Annotated in this window: 13 protein-coding genes; 8 read left to right on the top strand and 5 right to left on the bottom strand. The window is 53.4% G+C overall.

Annotation, left to right across the window (positions count from 1 at the left end):
- Positions 1-57: 57 nt before the first annotated feature.
- The 3 genes from FYC48_RS06255 (at position 58) to FYC48_RS06245 (ending at position 6,300) form a co-directional block, all read left to right on the top strand.
- Positions 58-1,755 (top strand): acyltransferase family protein, encoded by a 1,698-nt coding sequence (locus FYC48_RS06255; RefSeq protein ID WP_160149358.1) that lies wholly within the window; start codon positions 58-60, stop codon positions 1,753-1,755.
- Positions 1,756-2,087: 332 nt separating this feature from the next.
- Positions 2,088-5,072 (top strand): sulfatase-like hydrolase/transferase, encoded by a 2,985-nt coding sequence (locus tag FYC48_RS28320; protein ID WP_235034095.1) that lies wholly within the window; start codon positions 2,088-2,090, stop codon positions 5,070-5,072.
- A gap of 124 nt (positions 5,073-5,196) precedes the next feature.
- Positions 5,197-6,300 (top strand): YheT family hydrolase, encoded by a 1,104-nt coding sequence (locus tag FYC48_RS06245; RefSeq protein ID WP_149495716.1) that lies wholly within the window; start codon positions 5,197-5,199, stop codon positions 6,298-6,300.
- Here the strand turns inward: FYC48_RS06245 and FYC48_RS06240 are convergent.
- From FYC48_RS06240 to FYC48_RS06230, 3 genes are read right to left on the bottom strand one after another with little or no spacing between them, the layout of a single operon-like run.
- Complete coding sequence (locus tag FYC48_RS06240) at positions 6,241-7,119, bottom strand: diacylglycerol/lipid kinase family protein (RefSeq protein ID WP_160149357.1); 879 nt, start codon at positions 7,117-7,119, stop codon at positions 6,241-6,243. The two genes, FYC48_RS06245 and FYC48_RS06240, sit on opposite strands and share 60 nt — an antisense overlap.
- Before the next feature lie 37 nt (positions 7,120-7,156).
- Complete coding sequence (locus FYC48_RS06235) at positions 7,157-8,110, bottom strand: diacylglycerol/lipid kinase family protein (protein ID WP_149495714.1); 954 nt, start codon at positions 8,108-8,110, stop codon at positions 7,157-7,159.
- A gap of 35 nt (positions 8,111-8,145) precedes the next feature.
- Positions 8,146-8,667, bottom strand: coding sequence for a TIGR03067 domain-containing protein (locus tag FYC48_RS06230; protein ID WP_149495713.1), 522 nt, complete (start codon positions 8,665-8,667; stop codon positions 8,146-8,148).
- Between the two features lie 448 nt (positions 8,668-9,115).
- Between FYC48_RS06230 and FYC48_RS06225 the strand changes: the two genes are divergently transcribed.
- Positions 9,116-9,772 carry a BON domain-containing protein gene (locus tag FYC48_RS06225; RefSeq protein WP_160149356.1) on the top strand — a complete coding sequence of 219 codons (657 nt, stop codon included), beginning with the start codon at positions 9,116-9,118 and terminating at the stop codon, positions 9,770-9,772.
- 264 nt (positions 9,773-10,036) lie between these two features.
- Entirely contained in the window at positions 10,037-11,485 is a 1,449-nt protein-coding gene (locus FYC48_RS06220) for a vitamin K epoxide reductase family protein (protein WP_235034094.1), read from the top strand.
- Here FYC48_RS06220 and FYC48_RS06215 read toward each other — a convergent pair.
- On the bottom strand, positions 11,454-13,823 hold the full coding sequence (locus FYC48_RS06215) for an efflux RND transporter permease subunit (RefSeq protein WP_149495711.1): 2,370 nt from the start codon (positions 13,821-13,823) through the stop codon (positions 11,454-11,456). The two genes, FYC48_RS06220 and FYC48_RS06215, sit on opposite strands and share 32 nt — an antisense overlap.
- Positions 13,820-15,946: a thioredoxin domain-containing protein gene (locus tag FYC48_RS06210; protein WP_160149355.1), complete on the bottom strand. Its 2,127-nt coding sequence runs from the start codon at positions 15,944-15,946 to the stop codon at positions 13,820-13,822. Before FYC48_RS06210 ends, FYC48_RS06215 begins: the two co-directional genes overlap by 4 nt.
- 313 nt (positions 15,947-16,259) lie before the next feature.
- On the opposite strand from FYC48_RS06210, the gene FYC48_RS06205 reads away from it, so the two are divergent.
- The 3 genes from FYC48_RS06205 (at position 16,260) to FYC48_RS06195 (ending at position 19,724) form a co-directional block, all read left to right on the top strand.
- Positions 16,260-17,660, top strand: coding sequence for a hypothetical protein (locus FYC48_RS06205; RefSeq protein WP_200836541.1), 1,401 nt, complete (start codon positions 16,260-16,262; stop codon positions 17,658-17,660).
- A 267-nt stretch (positions 17,661-17,927) separates the two neighbouring features.
- The gene (locus FYC48_RS06200) at positions 17,928-18,575 is read left to right on the top strand and encodes a hypothetical protein (RefSeq protein ID WP_149495709.1); all 648 of its coding nucleotides are present in this window, start codon (positions 17,928-17,930) and stop codon (positions 18,573-18,575) included.
- 351 nt (positions 18,576-18,926) lie between these two features.
- Positions 18,927-19,724, top strand: a complete 798-nt coding sequence (locus FYC48_RS06195) for a class I SAM-dependent methyltransferase (protein ID WP_160149354.1) — start codon at positions 18,927-18,929, stop codon at positions 19,722-19,724.

The raw sequence follows: 19,724 nt of genomic DNA, 5'->3' as shown, positions 1-19,724 counted from the left end.
ATGGTGCGGTTTCCGGTCCTGCGTTTCTTGGCTTCCCCCTTTCACTTGGAGTCCTCGATGGTTTCGTTAGTCAGTTCGATGGAAGATGCAAAGGAAACCGGAGAACGTCCTCCGGTAAATGTCGCGACAGAAATCAAGTCACCGGACTCGACGACAGTCTTTCGTCGACACGATCTTGATGCGTTGCGCGCGATTGCAATGCTGCTAGGAATCGTATTGCATGCCGCACTTTCCTTCACCGCGATCCCGTGGACTGTTCAGGACACCCGTCAAAGCGATGTCTACTCGATATTGTTCGCGGCGATCCATGGATTTCGGATGCCGCTTTTCTTCTTACTCAGCGGTTTCTTTACGGCGATGCTGTGGCGGAAACGTGGACTGAGGGCACTGATTAAGCATCGTGGAAAACGGATCGCACTACCGCTATTGATTGGATGCTTCACCATCATCCCTGCCATGTGGGCGGTCAGCGGCTTCGTCCAAAGACCGGCCCCCTTTGGAAATCAAAACGCTGCCGTTTGGGAGTCGGTGGTTGCCGGCGAAACAGATCAGGTGCGTCAAGCGATCGAGACTTCTGAACTGAGCGTCAATGCGTTCAGCCAAGACGGCGCGTCACTTTTGACGGTCGCCGTTTTCTTGGGACATACCGATATGGTCGAAATGCTTCTGCAACAAGGGGCCGATGCAAAGCAACGCAACGGTGACCAAGGGACAGCGCTGCATAGCGCCGTGTTCGTCGGACGTTCCGATGCGGCAACGTTGCTTCTGAACGCGGGAGCGGACGTCGAAGCGATCGATGCCAACGGGCGCAAACCTAAAGATCTGCTCAACATCGACTTCGGCACATCCAACTTTATCGCCTCTTCATTCGGAGTGCCTCTTGATGAAGACACGCTAATGGAAGAGCGATCGAAGATTGCCAAGCAACTCGGTGTCGAAAACGAATTCCGTGCCAATCAAAATCAATCGGGCGGACTCAGCCGTGACACGATCAATGCATTGCTATACCAACTCCCCGTCTTCATGCACCTTTGGTTTCTGTGGTTTCTTTGTTGGCTGGTCGCGGCCTTCGCCGTCTATACGACGCTGATCGACCGCATACAGATCAGTAAACTTCCGAAGTGGTTGTTTTGCTCTCCACTCAGTCTGCTGTGGTTGGTCCCACTGACCATGTGGCCGCAATCGTTCATGAGTCAAGCGAGCTTTGGCCCCGATTCATCGATCGGATTGTTGCCGATTCCATGCGTGCTCGCATACTATGCGATATTCTTTTTCTTCGGAGCAATTTATTGGGACCTGGAGGACGAAACCGGTGGGCTTGGTCGTCGATGGGGGAGCCTTCTATCGGTCGCACTGTTGGTGATATTTCCGATCGGACTGGATTTAGTTTCGGGCGTGTTTGGAATTTTCACGCTTGAGCACCCCGGACTGAAATCACTTATCGGCAGTTCGCTTCAAGCATTGTATGCGTGGATGATGACGTTCGGATCGATCGGGATATGTCGTCAATTGATGTCCGGAGAAAACAAGCGAATGCGATACGTGTCAGACTCTTCGTACTGGCTGTATGTGGCGCACCTTCCGCTTGTCCTGCTGGCTCAATGGTTCGTCAAAGAAATATCGATTCCTTCTCTGTTCAAATTCACAGGTATCACCATTGTCGTTTCCGTGTTTTTGTTGATGACCTATGAATACGGTGTCCGCTACACCATCATCGGGCGAATGCTAAACGGCCCTCGTCAAAGGCCGGCGTAGTGCGACGTCTCATTGCGGTTCTTGGGAATAGCCGAGTGGCAGTCGCCACGGCTGTGCCGAACTAGCCGGACTTACGTTCGCCAACCGCTTGATGACACGGGTTGTTTCAAAGTTGAAACCTCTCCGGTGCCCGAAAACCGGCGAACTGCGCAAAAGATCTCTAGCGGTTGGTGACGAATCTCAGCGGGTCTCCATCTTGCCAGAGAATCGCCCCATCATCTTGTGACAGCGAGTACACCCAGATTCTATTTGGGATATGCTGAGACGCCCTCACCGCACTCCTGCCAAGAGAGTTGGCGCGCGTTGCTGTTCCCCCTTTGATGAGTCGATCCATGTTGACCTTTCGAGCTGCCTTGCCCCGTGGCGTGGCTTCTCTGTTCGCTTGTTTTGTTGCCCTGTCTTCTTTTCTAACAACACGTCAGGTGCTGCCCGAAGATCCGTCACCAAAACGTCCCAATGTGATCACAGTATTCATCGATGACATGGGCTGGTCAGACCTTTCTTGCTTTGGCGGCAAGCGAATCGAAACAGAAAACATTGACCGCTTAGCCGCAGAAGGGTTACGGTTCACCAACTTTTACGTCAACTCCCCCATTTGCTCCCCTTCGCGAGTAGCACTCAGCACCGGACAGTATCCACATCGACATCGGATCAGCTCCTACTTGGCTCGCCGTGAGCTCAATCGATCGCGTGGAATGGATCAGTGGCTCCGCCTTGAGGCACCGATGCTGGCGCGGCAGCTGAAAGCGAACGGATATGCGACGGGACATTTCGGAAAATGGCACATGGGCGGACAACGTGATGTCGGCGAAGCTCCTTTGATCACCGAATATGGATTCGACCAAAGCCTGACTAACTTCGAAGGATTAGGGCCTCGCGTCTTGCCACTCAAAGATGCCTACGATGGTAAGCCACCACAAAAGCATGACTTGGGTTCTGGCAATCTTGGACGCGGCCCGATTGAATGGATTGATCGCTCGGTGATCACTGCAGAATTTGTTGATCACGCCGTGAAGTTTATTGACGAAGCACAACAATCGAATCAACCGTTCTTTGTCAATGTTTGGCCCGACGATGTGCACTCACCATTCTTTCCACCGGAAGTCCTGCGATCGGAAACCGACGAAAGTAAACGCGAGCTGTATTACGCGGTACTAGACGCGATGGATCAACAACTCGCATCGTTGTTTGATCGAATCCGAACTGATCCGAAACTGCGTAACAACACACTGATTTTGGTGATGAGCGATAATGGACACGAAGAAGGAGCCGGGTCGTCCGAACCTCTTCGGGGCGCTAAAACGTGGCTGTACGAAGGCGGGATCCGATCGCCGCTAATTGTATGGGGACCGGGTTTGGTCAACAGCGATGCGGCCGGAACGACGAATGATTCGTCTGTCCTGTGCGCTCTCGACGTGAATCGATCACTCTATGATCTGACCGGCACCAAGTTACCAAAGCAAGAACTGGATGGCGAAAACTTAATATCAACGCTACTGGGCAAAGATTCGGCAAGCCGGAAATCGCCGATCTTCTTTCGCCGACCGCCGGACCGCGCGGGAACGCGGGAGGTCGACAATCCGGACTTAGCCGTCCGCGATGGTCGCTGGAAATACTTGGTCAACTACGACGGCAGCGATCGACAACTGTACGACTTGGATGGCGATCCTAGCGAACAAAACAACCTGATCGATCAACACCCGGAGATCGCCGATGGGTTGCATGACGACTTGATGCGGTGGAATCGGCAGATGCCAAAGGATGCGGGCGACCCCGATTGGCGAGGCCTTGCCGATGACGGGGCATTGCCCGCCGATAAGTTTGTAAACCCGATCGGCGAGGGTGCAGATCCGTGGGTCGTCAAAGACCCTAATCAGGATCGATATCTGTGGTGCTTTTCTGACGGTAATCGTGGGATCGCGATCCATACCAGCCCGTCATTGACTTCTTTTGGAACCAAGCATGTCGTCTGGGAAGCTCCCGAAACGGGACCGTATTCGAAAGAGGTCTGGGCGCCCGAACTACATTTCCTTGACGGCCATTGGCATGTCTATTTTGCGGCCTCCGACGGGAACAACGCTAATCATAAAGCATATGTCTTGCGATCAAAGACAAGTGATCCGATCGGCGACTACGAATTGTTCGGACCGATGGCAACCGGCGATGGGCCCGACCGCAACTCACCGAATGTCTGGGCGATCGATATGACCGTGCTCGAACATCAAGGCCAACGCTATGCAATATGGTCGGGATGGGATGCACCGGGGACCGACCAGCAGTACCTGTATATTGCCGCGATGAAATCTCCGACCGAGCTTACCGGGCCGCGAGTCCGCTTGTGCGACAATGCGGACTATCTATGGGAGCGAACGGAGGAACGAATCGATTCACGCGGACTCCATGAAGGCCCCGAAGTTTTTAAAGCGAAAGGACGTGTCGCCCTCGTCTATTCGTGTGGTGCCTCTTGGTTGCCAACCTATAAACTCGGCCTGCTGGAACTTGTCGGAGACGACCCGCTGAAGCCATCTTCATGGAAGAAACGCCCACAGCCCGTTTTTCAAAGTACCGCGGCAACCTATGGCGTCGGACATTCATGCTTTGTACCGTCACTCGACGGCAAGCAGTGGTGGCATGTCTTTCATGCCAAGCGAGATCGCCAACCGGGATGGCGACGCAACATCTACGTTCAACCGATGAAAGTCGGCAGACGCGGTTTTCCGTTGTTTGACGAACCGGTTCGCCCCGGAATGATTCTCGATCGACCATCGGGAGATCAACCGCCCAGCATATCGACCGAAACAAGTGATGTGACTTACTACGGTCACCACCAATTCTTTGAATCATTGGACACCGGTGTTCGTCTTGGATGTATTCCAGAACATCCGATCAATGACTATCGCAGTGGCGAGAAGGTCGTCTTGAACCATCCCGTGCCGAATGATGTCACGGCCTCGATCGAGATTGATTTTCTTGGGAACAACCAAGCTCGTGACGCAGGACTGCTGTTCCGTTGCACCGGCCCATCGGTTGGGTATGACGCCCAACGTGGTTACTTTGCCGGTTTGATTCCCAAGACGCAATTGGTGATCTTAGGCAAAACCGATGGGCGTCTCTGGAAGGAACTACAACGATCGTCGACAACGATCGATGCGTCACAAATTCAAGAACTTGTCGTTCGAACCAAAGGCACACAAATCGAGGTCTTTCACAATGGCATGAAAAAAATCGCGTACGTTGACGACACTTACGATACGGGGACGATCGGGCTGCGCGTCGTGAACACCGATGCCGTCTTTCAAAAATTTGAGGTTAAGTAGGCGTCGTCTGTGTTCACAACTGGAACTGGCATCGAAGTGCGTGCAATGGAACAGTGTTTGCATCGGGCGGGGCAATGGAATCAATCATTGTGACGCGAACACTCCTTTCATACTTTGACCAGCGATGGATACCGATCCGAATGAGCCATGGCGGGCGATCTTTCCGCCGTTTCATCCCAAACCACCGTGGTACGGTGGGTATCTCCAGACAGCCCGAAGTCGCCTATTCCGCCTGCAAGAACGCGATTTGAGTGACTACCGGGTCAAGTCGTTGCGGATGCCCACGTCGGATGATACCGGCGACGTATTGACCGCAGATCTACTGTCACCGCCGGAAGGACCTCGCCATCCTTGGCCGCTGATTGTTTTGCTACACGGATTAGGAGGCACGTCGCAAAGTTCCTACATTCGCTCGTGTGCGAAGACGCTACTGTCAGAAGGGCACCGGGTCTTGCGGCTTAACTTTCGAGGTGCTGGTAATTCGGCGGAACGGTGCCAATCAATCCACCACCCCGGACGTAGCGAAGATTTGACTCATGTCTTTGACGCTGTTCGAAAAGATCCAAAGTACTCCAGTGAACTAAATCACGGAGTGCTATTGGTCGGATTTTCGTTAGGCGGAAGCGTCTTATTACACTTTTTAGCGAATGAACCCGAAGGTGTACCGATCTCGGCAGCGATCACGGTGTCTGCGCCACTCGACTTGGCTGCGACGTCACGCGAGCTGTCACAGCTAAGCCGAAGACCGATTGAACGATACCTGCTTGGCAAAATGAAAAAGGAAGTGCTGCGAGAAAACTCGTGTCTAACCGACGAGGAACGCGTTGCGGTACGTTCGGCAAACAGCGTTTGGCAATTCGATGAACGCTTCACTTCAAAGCACTGTGGCTTCGAGACCGTCGATGAGTACTATGCGAAAAACTCTGCCGAACGCGTCCTCGATCAGATCGATGTGAAGACCTATTTGATCTACGCTAATTCGGACCCTGTTGTTCCCAGTGAAACCTACGCCAAAATCGATTGGCAAAGCAACGCACGACTGCAACCGGTGATCGTCGACGATGGTGGGCATGTGGGATTTCATGGTAGAGACGATGACGCACGCTGGCACGAACGATGCATCGGAATCGTCGCACGGCGTTCGGAAGCGGCAAACGACCAACCTGTGTTAGGTTGTACCAACCAAGACGGAAACCGCCGCGGGCAAAATTTGCAAGTCTATCACTGATGCATCGGTTCGATTGCCGTCGCCCCGAACAACGAGGTCACTGCTTGTCGAAACTCGAACGCTTTTTTCAGCCTGGAAATATTCAACGTATTTCGATCGATGTAGGCTTTGTGAAACCAGATTCACAGACAATCGACTGTAGTCAGACGGGGTGATCGCTTTGACGATGCACACATCGACCTTTTGATCATCAATTGCGATATGCCGCCCCCATGTCAATTGTCCGATGCCAAATGCTCCAATATTGGCAACTAACACAAGTGAGGCATCTCGTTCGAATCGTCGATCGTCGATCGTGATGTCGAATACCCATCGACGGCGTTTGACAATTTCGCGGACACCATGCCAAAGATATGCGGCCTTGCCAAACCGTGCCTTCTGAGCTGGTGTGGCGAGCTCGGCGAGACGTGAATAGGTCCCCATACTGACGTGTGAAAAAAAGGTCCGGTCCAGACAACGCATCCCATCGATTTTCCGTATTGCCGAAGCCTCAACAATAACGTTGATTGCGTCTTCAATATCGAGCGGTATTCGGAGTTCTTTGGCGATCAAATTTGCCGTGCCGAGTGGAATAATTCCGAGTCGAGTATCGCTCCCGATCAACATTTGACCGATTCGGGAAACCGTTCCATCACCACCGGCAGCGATGACGGTGGTGATTCGATCGGCGATCGCTTTTTCGACGCGTGATTTGATTTGATCGACTTCGGTATGATCCCAGCTAAATGTCTGAAGGTTGACTCCGTAAGATTCGAACGCAAAACCAAGTCGTTCGGAAAGTCGGTCTACCTGTGCACGTCCGGCGCTGCGATTCATCATCAAAAGAGCGGTGTTCGAAGAATGCATGCTGAATGCCCTAGTTCCCGGTTGGCGTGGACGGAACGATGACAGAAAGCACCGCGCGGCGAAGGCGAATATCGATCATCGTTTGATTTAACACTTCGCCATCAGCACGGACGGGAAGACCTGCGATCGAATGCACCTGGATGGTTGACTTTGCACGGAAGTATTCGATCTCGTCGCTCGCAGCCGTGTTGCCGCGCCAGGCGTGATAGAAAAGCGACGCGTGACGCCGAAGTCCTTTCGCCCGAACCAAACATACGTCAAGCGCCCCGTCACTTGGATCGATATGCTCCCCCCAGACCAACTCGCCAATCCCGAGCGGGCGAACGTTGGCAACCATGATTAGTGAGGCACGCCGCCGTTGCGTCTGGCCATCTATCGAGATTTCAAAAGCCCAGTCGCGACCAATGACCACCTCGCGAAGTGCGCACAGAAGATAGGCAAACTTCCCAAAATAGCGTTTTGTCGTACAATTCTCTCGCTGGGCGATTCGAGAGTATGTTCCCATCGAAACATGCGAGAAGGCGATGTTTTCGTTTTGAACCATACCGTCGATTTTGGCGATGCGATGACGACCGAATAAGCCGTCAACGGCCGCCATCGGGTCCTCCGGAATCGCCAGTGACTTCGCGATCAAGTTTGCCGTTCCCGTGGGAACGATGCCAACATCAACATTCTTCTTCGCGACATGGCTCGCTGCTTTCGAAATCGTGCCGTCACCACCCACCACAACGATTGTCTTCGCTCCCGCTTCGATGGCCGAAGCCACAGCATCACGCTTCGCCGAATCGGTGCGTTGGACAATCAAGTCGACTTGATGGTCGGACGCCTGTTGAACCAAGCGACGCTCTACACCGAGAGCAAGACCAGCACCAGACTTTGGATTAATTAACGCAAACACCGGCGTCCGCAAACGATGTGGCGGGGGTATCGCCTGGGACGACGGTGCTTGCAGGATCGGATTCATGAATTGACCTGATTGAAATCATCAACACAGATCAATCACTCTTGTGGAGAGATAGATTGAACGAGACCATCGTCAACCTTGCGACGCTCCATCACGAACATCATGGTTTTGCTTCCCTTCGCGGATTCGAATTTGGTCGGTGGCTCTGCCCCAGGTAGCGCGTAGCATAGAACCCACTTCCCCTCATCGACGAACTTCAAAATCCCAGATGCCGCAGGTTGTTTCTCGGTGGGCTGCTTCAGCGAGTTATTCTCTTCGGCGGGACTGGTTCGAGGGAGCGCAGTCATCTGAATACGAACGGGTTTCTTACTATCATCAATTCGAAACATCGCCTGATAAGTCTGCCGCTGGTCGGAATCAAAAGTCGTGATTTGGTTGGTCTTCACCATCACGTAGGAGCCTTCGATTTCAGATTTGGCGAGCGACTGCCCACGATTCCACCCTTCAACAATCTCCCAGCGTCCCTGCATTTTTTCCATCATAGTGTCATCGGGCTGCTCCTCGGCAACGGTCGGTATCGCCATCATGGCAGCCGCAAAAAGGCAAACAAAACGCATCGGAAGGTCTCCTCAGATTTCTTGCGGAAGATCGTTCCGCGGGTGTTTGATTGAATGGAACACGATCTGGGCAACCGCCATACCAAATGCGGTGGCGAACGAATTTCACTGCGTTCGGTTGAACCTGATGACCACGTACTTCTGCTCTCTTCCGTGTCACTGCTATCGCTGAATGACATGATTTCAGTCGTTGTGAAATCGTTCGGTTGCTCCCACTCTCATTTTGGTACCGGACTATTCGCTTGGTCAGAATTCAACCAAGCTGGATCGGTTTCATTCGGACGAAAAGGACTCGGATGGCTCTGAAAACCCGGGGCTTCCATGGTCGAAAATAACGATTAACAGTCGGGCTGGCTGTCGGGCATACCGCTGGCTTGTCGATTGGCACGAGACGAGCATGAGATTGCTTACCTACTCTTTTCACCTATTCTTTTGGAGGGACAGTGCCATGCGCCAGTTTCCATCGTCGATCGCTCTACTGGGCCTGATAATCGCTCCTTTCGCCGTGTCGGCAGACGAGCCAGCATCGAGACCGGTGCCGGATCTAAAAATAGAACTCGACGTTCGTGATGGCTTGAAATCTAATTTCAATCTTCTCTCGCCGGACATCCACGCACGGGTGATCGCCGGTCGGGTCGAATTACGTGGTCAAGTGCCCAGTTTCGCTGACCGCATCGAAGTCCAAGACGCGGTCGAAGACCTTGCCGGAGTGCGGTCGGTACAAAATCGCCTTCGCATCAACCGGTCGCTCGATACGATCAACCGCCGATCGCGAGAACTGGTTAGCATCCGCTCGAGAGTCCAATCCGACGTCATGCGCTCTCAGATCATGTACGCCGATGTGGTCAAGTTGCCAGCGAAACTGATGCCAGTGAAACAGAACGTCCGAGGCATGATCGAAGTAGTCGCTGGTGATCATCTAATGATCCGCGATTTCCGGCACGGACTGGTTGATACCGAAGTCTCTGCGACCGCATCAATCACACTGGACGGTCAACCGGCGGATGAAGATGTGCTGCGCAAAGGCTTCTTAGTATTGGCTGAAGTTGCCGAGGTCGACGGTGATTTAATCGCCCAATCCGTCGAAGCCCATTCGCCGAAGTAGACGCCTGCTTTTTACGGTCGGTCAGTGAATACGATCGGTCAGTGAAACCGTTTCGCCCGATTTTATGGCGGCGTCCTCGCCAGACGATCGTGCCATCAGACTTGCCGGTCGGCTTTGAAAAGCGATCGTGGCGCCGATTTGCTTGCGTTGGCACGATAAGTGCGTATCAATGCGCGACGTGTCGACGCACACAACATTGTTGATGCCTATCAGGGAGGTGGGGCGAACACCGAGATTTTACAACCACAACCAGAACGCTGTGCCATGTCTCTTGCTGATATTTACCGTCCAAAATTGAGAAACCAACCGACCGGATACCACCCGATGTATGGGCCGATCGGTGGTAAAAAATCTGCAGAGTCTGGAAAAGAGATTTTCGAGTATTCGGCAAACTGGTGGGCGATGATTGGCGGTTCATCGATCGCGCTGGTGACGAGTCTCTACCTCGCCTGGGCGTCACTGACCTCGTCCGGCGTAGCCGGCTGCGGTGGTGACTTATTCGACTGCTCGAATGTTTTAAATAGCCGATGGTCGTCGGTCCTGTCGGTTCCGGTCAGCATTCCCGCTATCGTTGCCCACACGACCATGATCGGTTTATTGGTGTGGACCCCCACGAGTCTTCGTGGGATTAGGCTGCGTTGGACAGCGATCGGAGTGGTCGCGTTCGCGATCGCCGGAGCAGCTTTATGGTTCATTGGCCTACAGTTCTTCTGGCTTCAACATTTGTGTCCCTATTGTTTGGCAGCCCATACCGCTGGATTGATTGTTCTGGCCGCCTATCTGACCAGTGGTCAAACCCGCCGTGGACTTTCAAAATCTGTGCTTGCTTCGGTCGCTGCGTTGCTGGTCGCTACGATGATCGGACTCCAGTTCTCGACCGCCGCACCGGTGACGTACGAAGTGATTGACTATTCGGTCCCTGCGACAAGCGACTCGAACGCTGGCGATACGGATGCGGGCGAGGCAACGTCGGTAGAGGCCGCTGAAGAATCGATGCTGTTCGAAGCTCCGCCCCTCTCACTTGGAGAGACATCTCATGACCACCAAGTCGTTGCCTTGATGATGTCGTTCTTTAGTCCGGTCTCGCTGGTTGCCGCTGAAGTTACGCCTTCCAACGGCGCGGCACCGACTGAAACGGTAAGCAAGACGGCCCGATTGCTGAGAAATATCAAACTCGATACGAGTTCATGGCCACTAGTCGGCAAGCCGGATGCTGAATTGGTATTTGTCGAAATGTTCGACTACACATGCCCACACTGTCAACGGACCCACCAATCGTTAGAACAAGCTCGAAAACACTTTGGTGATCAATTGGCAGTGATCTCGCTACCGGTACCCTTAGATAAGGAATGCAATGCTTCGGTAAAAACAACTCATGCGAGTCATGCCGAAGCATGTGAACTTGCAAAACTTGCCGTCGCGGTTTGGCTTGCCGATCGAGAACAGTTTGAATCGTTCCACGACTATCTCTTTGACGAAAAACCATCGTATGCCCAAGCAATCACGAAAGCTCGGTCGATGGTCGATGTCGAAAAACTCGACGCGACGCTTCGATCGGCGACGCCGGGTGAATACATTGCCAAGCATGTCACGTTGTACCAGCGAGCAGGGGCTGGCACTATCCCTAAGGCCCTGTTCCCCGAGAGTACGGTGTCAGGTGCGATCGACTCATCGCAGTCGTTCATTCAGTTGATCGAACGTCACCTTCGGTAACGACAGGCATTTCCGACGTTCCTTCCGTATCCCGCTTGGATTTACCAAACCAAGCCAGCAACGGCGGCAGCAACAGCAGGTCGCCCAGCAGTGCGGATCCAATCGTCAGACACGTGATCAGTGCGAAGATACGCTGCTCGCGCATCCCACTGATCAGCACCGAAGAGATACCAAGGACGAGGATTACTGTTGTCATGATCAGGGCACTTCCCGTGCTAACGAACGCCGAGCGAATTGCATCATCTTGATCCATTTGCTCGCTATCTGTCCGGTAGCGTGAAAGAAAGTGAATCGTGTCGTCGACTGCGATACCCAAACAAACGGTAAAAGCGCAGACGGCAGCAATCTCGAGTGACTGGCCCATCCAGTAAAAGCATGCCCCGGTAAATGCTAGGGGAAAAGTATTTGGGACGATCGCGATGAGCCCTAACCGCAATGACCGAAATGCAATCGTCAAGACGACGAAGATGATCACCGATGCACTTCCGAGACTGTAAACCAGATCAAGCACGACTTGGTATAGATTCTTCCAACGGCCGATCGGCCTGCCACTCAAGTACAGATTAAAGTCCGGATGTTCCTCCATTACACCGTTTAAACGTTCGTCGATACGTTTGAAGACCGGCGCGTATGCGGCAATTCCGACATCACGAATTTTGAAACGAACAACCGCAGAATTGTCATCCGGCTTATAGAAGGCGTGCTTTAGTGGCGGCGGCAACAGTTCGGTGATCGATAGCCGTCCGGCCGCATCCGGATCACCTGGCAATACATCGATGAATCGTTGCAAGGAGACGGGACTACCGATCAACTCTTCTTCATCGAGAATCGCCTGTGCTTCCGCGATGACCATCCGGATCTCCTCAGAGCCACGCGGAACACTTTTTGACCAATCAACTTGCACAGTCGCTGTCTCTGTCCCCCCCATTGATTCGTCAAGCGTCTCCATCGCTTTTAGCGCGGGTGATCCGGTCGGCAACAGCATCGCGACGCGCTGATCAGGATTCATTTGCAAACTAACCAGAAGCAACGCGACGGTGCCTCCGATCGCCACCATGCCCATCGGCCGATGATGTCGAATCGTCCAGTCGATCAAGGGACCGATTCTTGCAAGATGTCGGTCGACGACGTTTTCTTTCGAGGCCGTCTGAATCCGATCACCGAGCTTCGAGGCAGATGCGAGCGGAATGACGAGCAAGACTGCCAAGAATGATAGGCCGACTCCCATCACACAACTCATCCCGAACTCACGCACCACCTCGTTTTCGGCCAAAGCGAGTGAACCGAGTCCGATCGCAGTGGTCAGGGACGTCAAGAAACAAGCCAAGCCGACACGTATGACTCCTTGCTTGGCTGCTTCGCGAGACGTCATCCCATTGGAACGGAGACGGCGGATATCAAGGAATAAATGAATGCTGTCGGTGAACCCCACCATACCGATCAAAACCGGCGTCACGATTTGATTAAAAGGATTGTCCTGGAGTTCAAACAGCGGCAACGCCCCGAGCGACCAATAGACACCAATTATCGGCGGCGCCGACACGATCAAGACGCTCGCCAGCCCTCGAAACAAGATCGTTGCCAGAACGGTAACCATCCCCAATGCGATCCAAACAAATCGTTTTTCGTTGCGATCGCGCGATTCCAAAATCGCGACGGTCGTCGGAACACGTCCGGCAACTTGAACGTCAATGTTTAATTCTGGAAACCGATCTGCCGTCTTCGTCACCGTCGACTTGAGCGTCTCGACCGTTTCTTGATCACCTTCGACGAACAGCCAATCCAGCTTAATAAAGATCAGTAGCGTTTGACCGTCTTCGGAAAGCAACTGCCCTGCGATCAGCGGATGCTCGAGTGCACGCTGGCGTGCGCGGGCGAATTGCTGTTCCGACGAAGAAGGCTTGGGAAGCACAGCATCACGTAACGCGAAGAGATTGATCGGCGGTGTGTCTCCCATCCAGAACAATTGATCGACAATCGAAAGCGATCGAAGATCATCGACGATGGTCGAGATCGCTTCGCTTCCTCGTGAAGAGAAGAACTCGTCACTTTGAATGATCATCACGACGTCGTTGTCGTTGATCTGAAGTTGTCCCCCACGGACACCACCGGCAACTCGACCGGTGCGAACTGTGGCCGCCGGAGGTGCCGACGGTGTCGGTACCTTTTCGATAACGGCGGGATTGTCGTTCGCAAACAGATTGTCAATCGGATCCCTGATCAAGCTCGGATCATGCCGAGCGATCGTCGCGACTACAGTCAGGACAAGCAAGAATGCAGAAACAAGGAAGGGATGGTCAACTGCCGAAGCGAAGAAACGAATCAAAAAGCGAGTCATCGAGAAGCAGGTTTCTTCAGGTGTTGTTGATAAAGTCTCTCGATTTCGTCGGTTTCGAGTACACCGTTACGATTTCGATCGAGTTGATCCATGCCAAATCGGGCAATTGATTTCGGTAGTTCTTCGCTGACAAGTTTGCCATCACGATTGGCATCCCAGCGGTGGATGTACTGTTCGGCGAATTGCTTCGCCCGTCGTCGTTCTTCATCGTTTAGCTGAGGCGAATCAGGTTTTGCTTTGACCGTTCGAGTACGTTGCGCAATCGGCTGACGTGGGATGGAAACTTCAAAGAAGCCGATCGCCATTTCTTCATCCGTTTGGTCGCCCCAAAAGACGGCCGCGGCGGGGTCGGGATTGAATGGGTTGCTCGATGAGTTATCAAACGTCGCTTCGAACCAAATCTTGTCGACCGATGAAAGCGGTAACGGATCGGCGAAGGCGTAAACGTGCTGCCAATTGAAATCGTAATGGGGAACGGAAAGTAAGATTTCCGAACGGCCAGGATTGTCCGATGCATGCGAGTCCGGTGATGACATGATTGGTTCGGCAAACACACGAAAGCTTTTACCTCTTAAGTGCATATGCGGCGCGATCGCCAACAATTCGCCACGCTCGGGAAGTCGCCTGATGGAAGCTCGAACGGCGTGGTCTTGGGCGTTTGGCGGAATCTCGAACTCGCTATTTATTGCGGTTAGAGTAATAATTTCGTGAGTGACGTTCTCTTCCTTGCCGAGCAGAAGCCCAATCCGGGTTTGATCCGTTTGCTTGGTCCCCGTGGGGGTGTAGTGCATTTGAAAAACCAACTTTGACCCTGCAGGAATTCGGCGGGCATATCCTTCGGGAAACTCGGCTCCCCGCTGGCCTGGAACATAGGCACCCAGCCAACCGACGCCTCGAAAGTTGGCATCGTCGGGCGGTCGAATAAAGACGATACAATGATGAACGACAGAACGATTCCCGGGTTGCACTTCGGTCCCAACGACCCAGGTGTCTTCTTTAAATCCAGGATCGACGACGTAGTATTGGTAGTCGACGGACTGGTCGGCCGGAACTTCGAACGAATGGTCCGACATCGAAACAATCAAATCGGGTTCACGAGAGAACTGCCATTCACTCCCGTCGTCGGCAATTGCCAGTGACGCCGGGCTTGTTTCTTTTTGCAGATCGGTGAGGTCGCCGTACGGCATCCCACCGTCAACCCAGTCTCTCACCATCTGTTTCTCAGAATCGGGCATGTGTCGCGCGTTGACAAACGTGCCAAACTTTGGGTCCGCATGCCATGGCGGCATCCGTTGCTCGTCGATCACTTCGACCATCATCGGCCCCCAACCGACGACTTCGGCATAGTCGGTCAGGGCAAACGGACCGATGTCCCCTCGGCGATGACATTCGTTGCATTGCCGATCCAAGATCGGTGCAATGTCACGAGTGTAGGTCAGTTCTGTCGTCACGGGACCTTCGGTGGCGTAGCCGATCAGACAGCCGACCGGCTTGGTCACCGGAACCGAGACCGGCCGACCGGCAAGGATTTCGTCAATGGCTTGTCGTAAATCGTGTCGAGTAACCTTCGTCCTCGAAACGCCCGGTTCATATTCATCGTCGACGCGGCCTTGGTAACGAATGGCAAGATCCTGATCGAGGACAAGGACTTCGGAAGTCCGCGTCGCGCCAAGTCGCTTTCCGACGCTTCCGTCAAAATCTTTCGCAAGAGTAAATTCGATTTGCTGATCGTCGGCGAACGCCTGAAGGTCGTCGATCGAATCCTGAACAGTGCTACACAAACCAATCAGGCGGACGGCAGGTGAATGCTTGGGGTGAGACCGGTTGATCTCCTGCACCGTCTTTGAAACTCGGCTTGCATAAATCTTGACCAGGGGACATTCGGTACCAACGAGAAAAATCACGTTCACCGGCGATGCCGATCGGCGGGTCAATTTGACAACCGAATCATCGATACCGGGAAGCTCGAACGAATGATCCTGCGGTCCCCCATCGGCGTTCGTGTACGGCGATCCTGCAACAAGGGACACCAACAACGCGCCTGCCGCGATCACGCGAAAAGAATCACAATGGATTGAAAAACGCATCAGGCCAAAACACCACGTTTGTTTGATTTGTCTCATGCTCATCGACATGCAAATTGACTTTTAAAAATCGTCTGCCAATGAACGTCAATGAACATCGGCTTTGAAACGCTTTCCGAACTCATTGTGTTAAATGTGATCGCATCGGGCAAACGTCAACAAAGCCTAGAACCGTTGCCCTGCGATTCAAGCCAGCGACTCGCGAACTTGAATGTACCTGTATTCGGGTATCTACTGAATTTTCTACCGATGTAAACTGCCTTGCAAGGGCGAAGCGACCGAGTCGGCGAATCCGTACGATGCGTCGGCCAACTCCCTCTCTACGGATACCTCAATTGGCGGTGGATCACGCATGAAATTTTTTCGTCTTACCCTGCGATGCGATCGATACGGCTTTCAATGGCGGATCGGCGGAGTCGCCCTGGTCATGATCCTGTTCGGTCAGTTGGCATTGGCGAGGGAGCCATGCCGAATCCGAGTGATCGATTCGGAGAACCGGTGGCCTGTACCCTTGGTCGAATTACGAACCACGCATGGGATCCGGTTTGTGTCCGACAACGCGGGGGTGATTGCATTCGATCTACCTGAATTGATGGATGAGCCTGTTTGGTTTCACATCGAAGGTCATGGTTACAACGTCCCTAAAGACGCTTTCGGCTACCGCGGAGTGCGTCTGACTCCGACTCCGGGTGGCGAACTGACCGTTGAAGTCAAACGAGAATTACCGGCAAAGCGACTGGGCCGGATTACCGGTGGTGGTTTATTCGCCGAAAGCCAATCGTTCGGCGAACATACGGAGTGGCGCGAGCAATCAATCCTTGGGTGCGATAGCGTTCAAAACGTCGTGCACCGTGGGCGGATACACTGGGCCTGGGGCGATACCACACTCGCCCGGTATCCGCTTGGCCTCTTTCAATCGATCGGAGCGACCACTCCCATTTGGAATCGAACTGATTGGAAACCACCCATCAAGCTGCGATACGAATACATTACCGACCAGAATGGTAGACCTCGCAATATCGCCGAGATGCCTGGTGATGGCCCGACTTGGCTGATGGGGTACGCAAGTTTACGAGCAAACGATGGCTCCGATCGATTGGTAGCGACCTATTCAAAAATCAAGCCCCCCCTGACTGAATCAGAGGTCGGGCTGTGCGTGTGGGATGAATCCCAAAAGCGTTTTGCCGCAACAAAATCGATTTGGCGATTGGATTCCGGTAAACCGAAACCCGACGCACTGCCCCAAGGTCACTCGGTTCTCTGGGAAGACGCCGATGGCATACGTTGGATCTTGTTTGGTGATCCGCTGCCCAGCCTTCGCTGCCGAGCCACATTCGAAGCGTGGTTCGATCCGAGCTCCTGGGAACCCCTTTTACCACAGACAACAATTCCATCCGCCGACAATCGACAACAGATTCGTCCCCACCGTGGTTCCATCGCCTGGAACGGCTATCGCAAAAAATGGGTGACGGTATTCACACAACTCGGTGGCGAGACATCTCACCTGGGCGAGATCTGGTATGCCGAATCAGACTCGCCGTTGGGGCCTTGGGCGAACGCGATTCATGTCGTGACCCATCACCGTTACACGTTTTACAATCCGCAGTTGCATCCCGAATTTGTCGCCGAAGACTCGCCCGAATTACTCTTCGAGGCGACTTATACTCACACGTTTTCAAAAACCGCCGAGCCAACTCCACGGCACGATTACAATCAAGTCCTCTACCGATTGGATCTAAACGAGTTGCATTAGCGTCGCGCGACCGAAGATGACTAGCGATCGGTCAAACGGCTAAATGGGTACATCTTGGCCGGTAAGGTCGTTTTTGAGGTAGGCTTGCCGGTGCGTTGTCCGGTGTAGTGCACCATCGGCGGTGATTTTGAGTTCGGCGTTCGTGTTTTCTTCTGAGTTCGGGTTTGTCTAATGGTTTCGCTGTCGTTTCGGCTTTGCGGCCTTTCTTTGTTTTGTATCGCGATCATGTTCTGCGTGGCGAATCAGTGTGTCGCCCAAACGTCTTCGATGAAACGTCTACAGCGACAGCAGGAACAGGCTAAACGCAACTACCAGCTCCAATTGCAGCAAGCGGCGGCGAATCAGCCAGAACTCCCCAGTGATCCCGAGTTACTGAGTTTGCACCGAGAATTCATCATCAAAGCGGATAAACTAGCGGGCGAATACGAGCGAAAAAAGCAGTTCGATCGAGCCCGCGAAGTCTTTGAGGCGATGGTGCGATTGGTCCCCAACCATGCCGAAGCAGAAGCCGGCCTGAATCGAATCATGCAAATGCAAACGATGAAGGATCGCAAGCTGGTCAACGTGGAAGCCGCCGACGGATGGCAGGACAGCGGCGTGACGCTGCAAGCAGACATGCCGGTTCACATCGAAGTCCGCGGGACTTGGAAAGTGGTTTTAGAAACCGGCCCGGAAGGTTTGGAGATTCCCGACAAACAGCGACCGCGTGATTCACGCATTAAAATTGGTACGCTGATCGGCGTGATCGCCAACTCACCGGCTGAACTAGAGTCCGGAAAGCCATTCCCGATCAAGCCCGGCGAAAAGTTTGTTAATAAGAAATCAGGTCGTCTTTACCTGCGAATGTTCGATCTAGAGCCTTCCGACAACGAAGGAAAAATGTACGTGATGATCCAAAGCACGTTTGGAAATTGAAGGTCTCCCAGTCGATTGAAAGCAAATCGCAGGCCCTAAATCTCCCTTGCTTGGAATTCACCCTCATTGCTACGGTGGGGGCTCGTTGCGCGTGCTCGCTAAGCAGGCAAACACGAGTCTTTGGGTTTAAACATCTGGATAACACCTTCCCGCTTGCGGGAGGGTCGGACGAGCAAACGGCCGGGGAGGGTGCCCTCTCCGGGCCTGAAGGCCCGACTCTCCCAATGGGAGAGTGAAATGACTTAAGCCGAATCTTTCGTGTTCAACTGCTTAGACTGATCCGAGAGAGGATTTTTGAGCCGTCGAGCGATGTTTGACCACAAGCGAATACCCTGGAACGGATTCCATACGATGCTGCAGACCGAAAACGAAATCCTGCGATGTGACCAAGCCGCCGGCGGTGCCGCTTGCCGAACGGTTTATACGACCGCCGGGACCCAATGGCTCGAACCGGTTCAAATCAGCGCACAGACAATCGTTCGGATGGCAACCAGCGATCAAACGCTCGGCGAAATTCGCCAGATGATGGATCGACTGACAGACGACGATTACTTGCAGTTTCTGAAAGGCTACTACGACACCGGTCGAGCCAACTTTGGTCGTGATTGGCACTACGCGGACTTGCTAACATTCTTGCATGCGTCGGCAAAACTACTGCGACCGCGACGGTACCTGGAAATCGGTGTCCGACGCGGACGAAGTCTGGCCGTGGTCTCTTCGGTTGCCCCCGAGTGTGCGATCACGGGGTTCGACCTCTGGATGGAGAACTATGCGGGAATGCCGAATCCCGGCGCCGACTTTGTCTCCGAAGAACTTTCTAACCTTGGACACCGCGGTTCGCTGCAATTGATCTCGGGTAATTCGCACGAAACCGTTCCGCAATTCTTTGCCGATCATCCGGGCTATCAATTCGACTTGATCAACGTTGATGGCGACCACTCCGAAGACGGTGCCCAAGCAGACTTGGAAACGGTACTGCCTCGACTGGCGGTCGGTGGCGTCATCGTGCTCGATGACATCACCCATCCACAGCATCGCTACCTAGAGCAAGTCTGGGATCGCGTCGTCGGAAACAACCCCGACTTCAGTTCGGCCAAGTACCGCGAACTGGGTTATGGCGTCGCCGTCGCAGTTCGAAAGCAAGGCTAA

Origin of the sequence: Roseiconus lacunae, from assembly GCF_008312935.1 — a bacterium.
GTDB lineage: Bacteria > Planctomycetota > Planctomycetia > Pirellulales > Pirellulaceae > Stieleria > Stieleria lacunae.
Note: the sequence above shows the minus strand (reverse complement) of the source record. Positions and strands in the feature narration are given on the sequence as shown.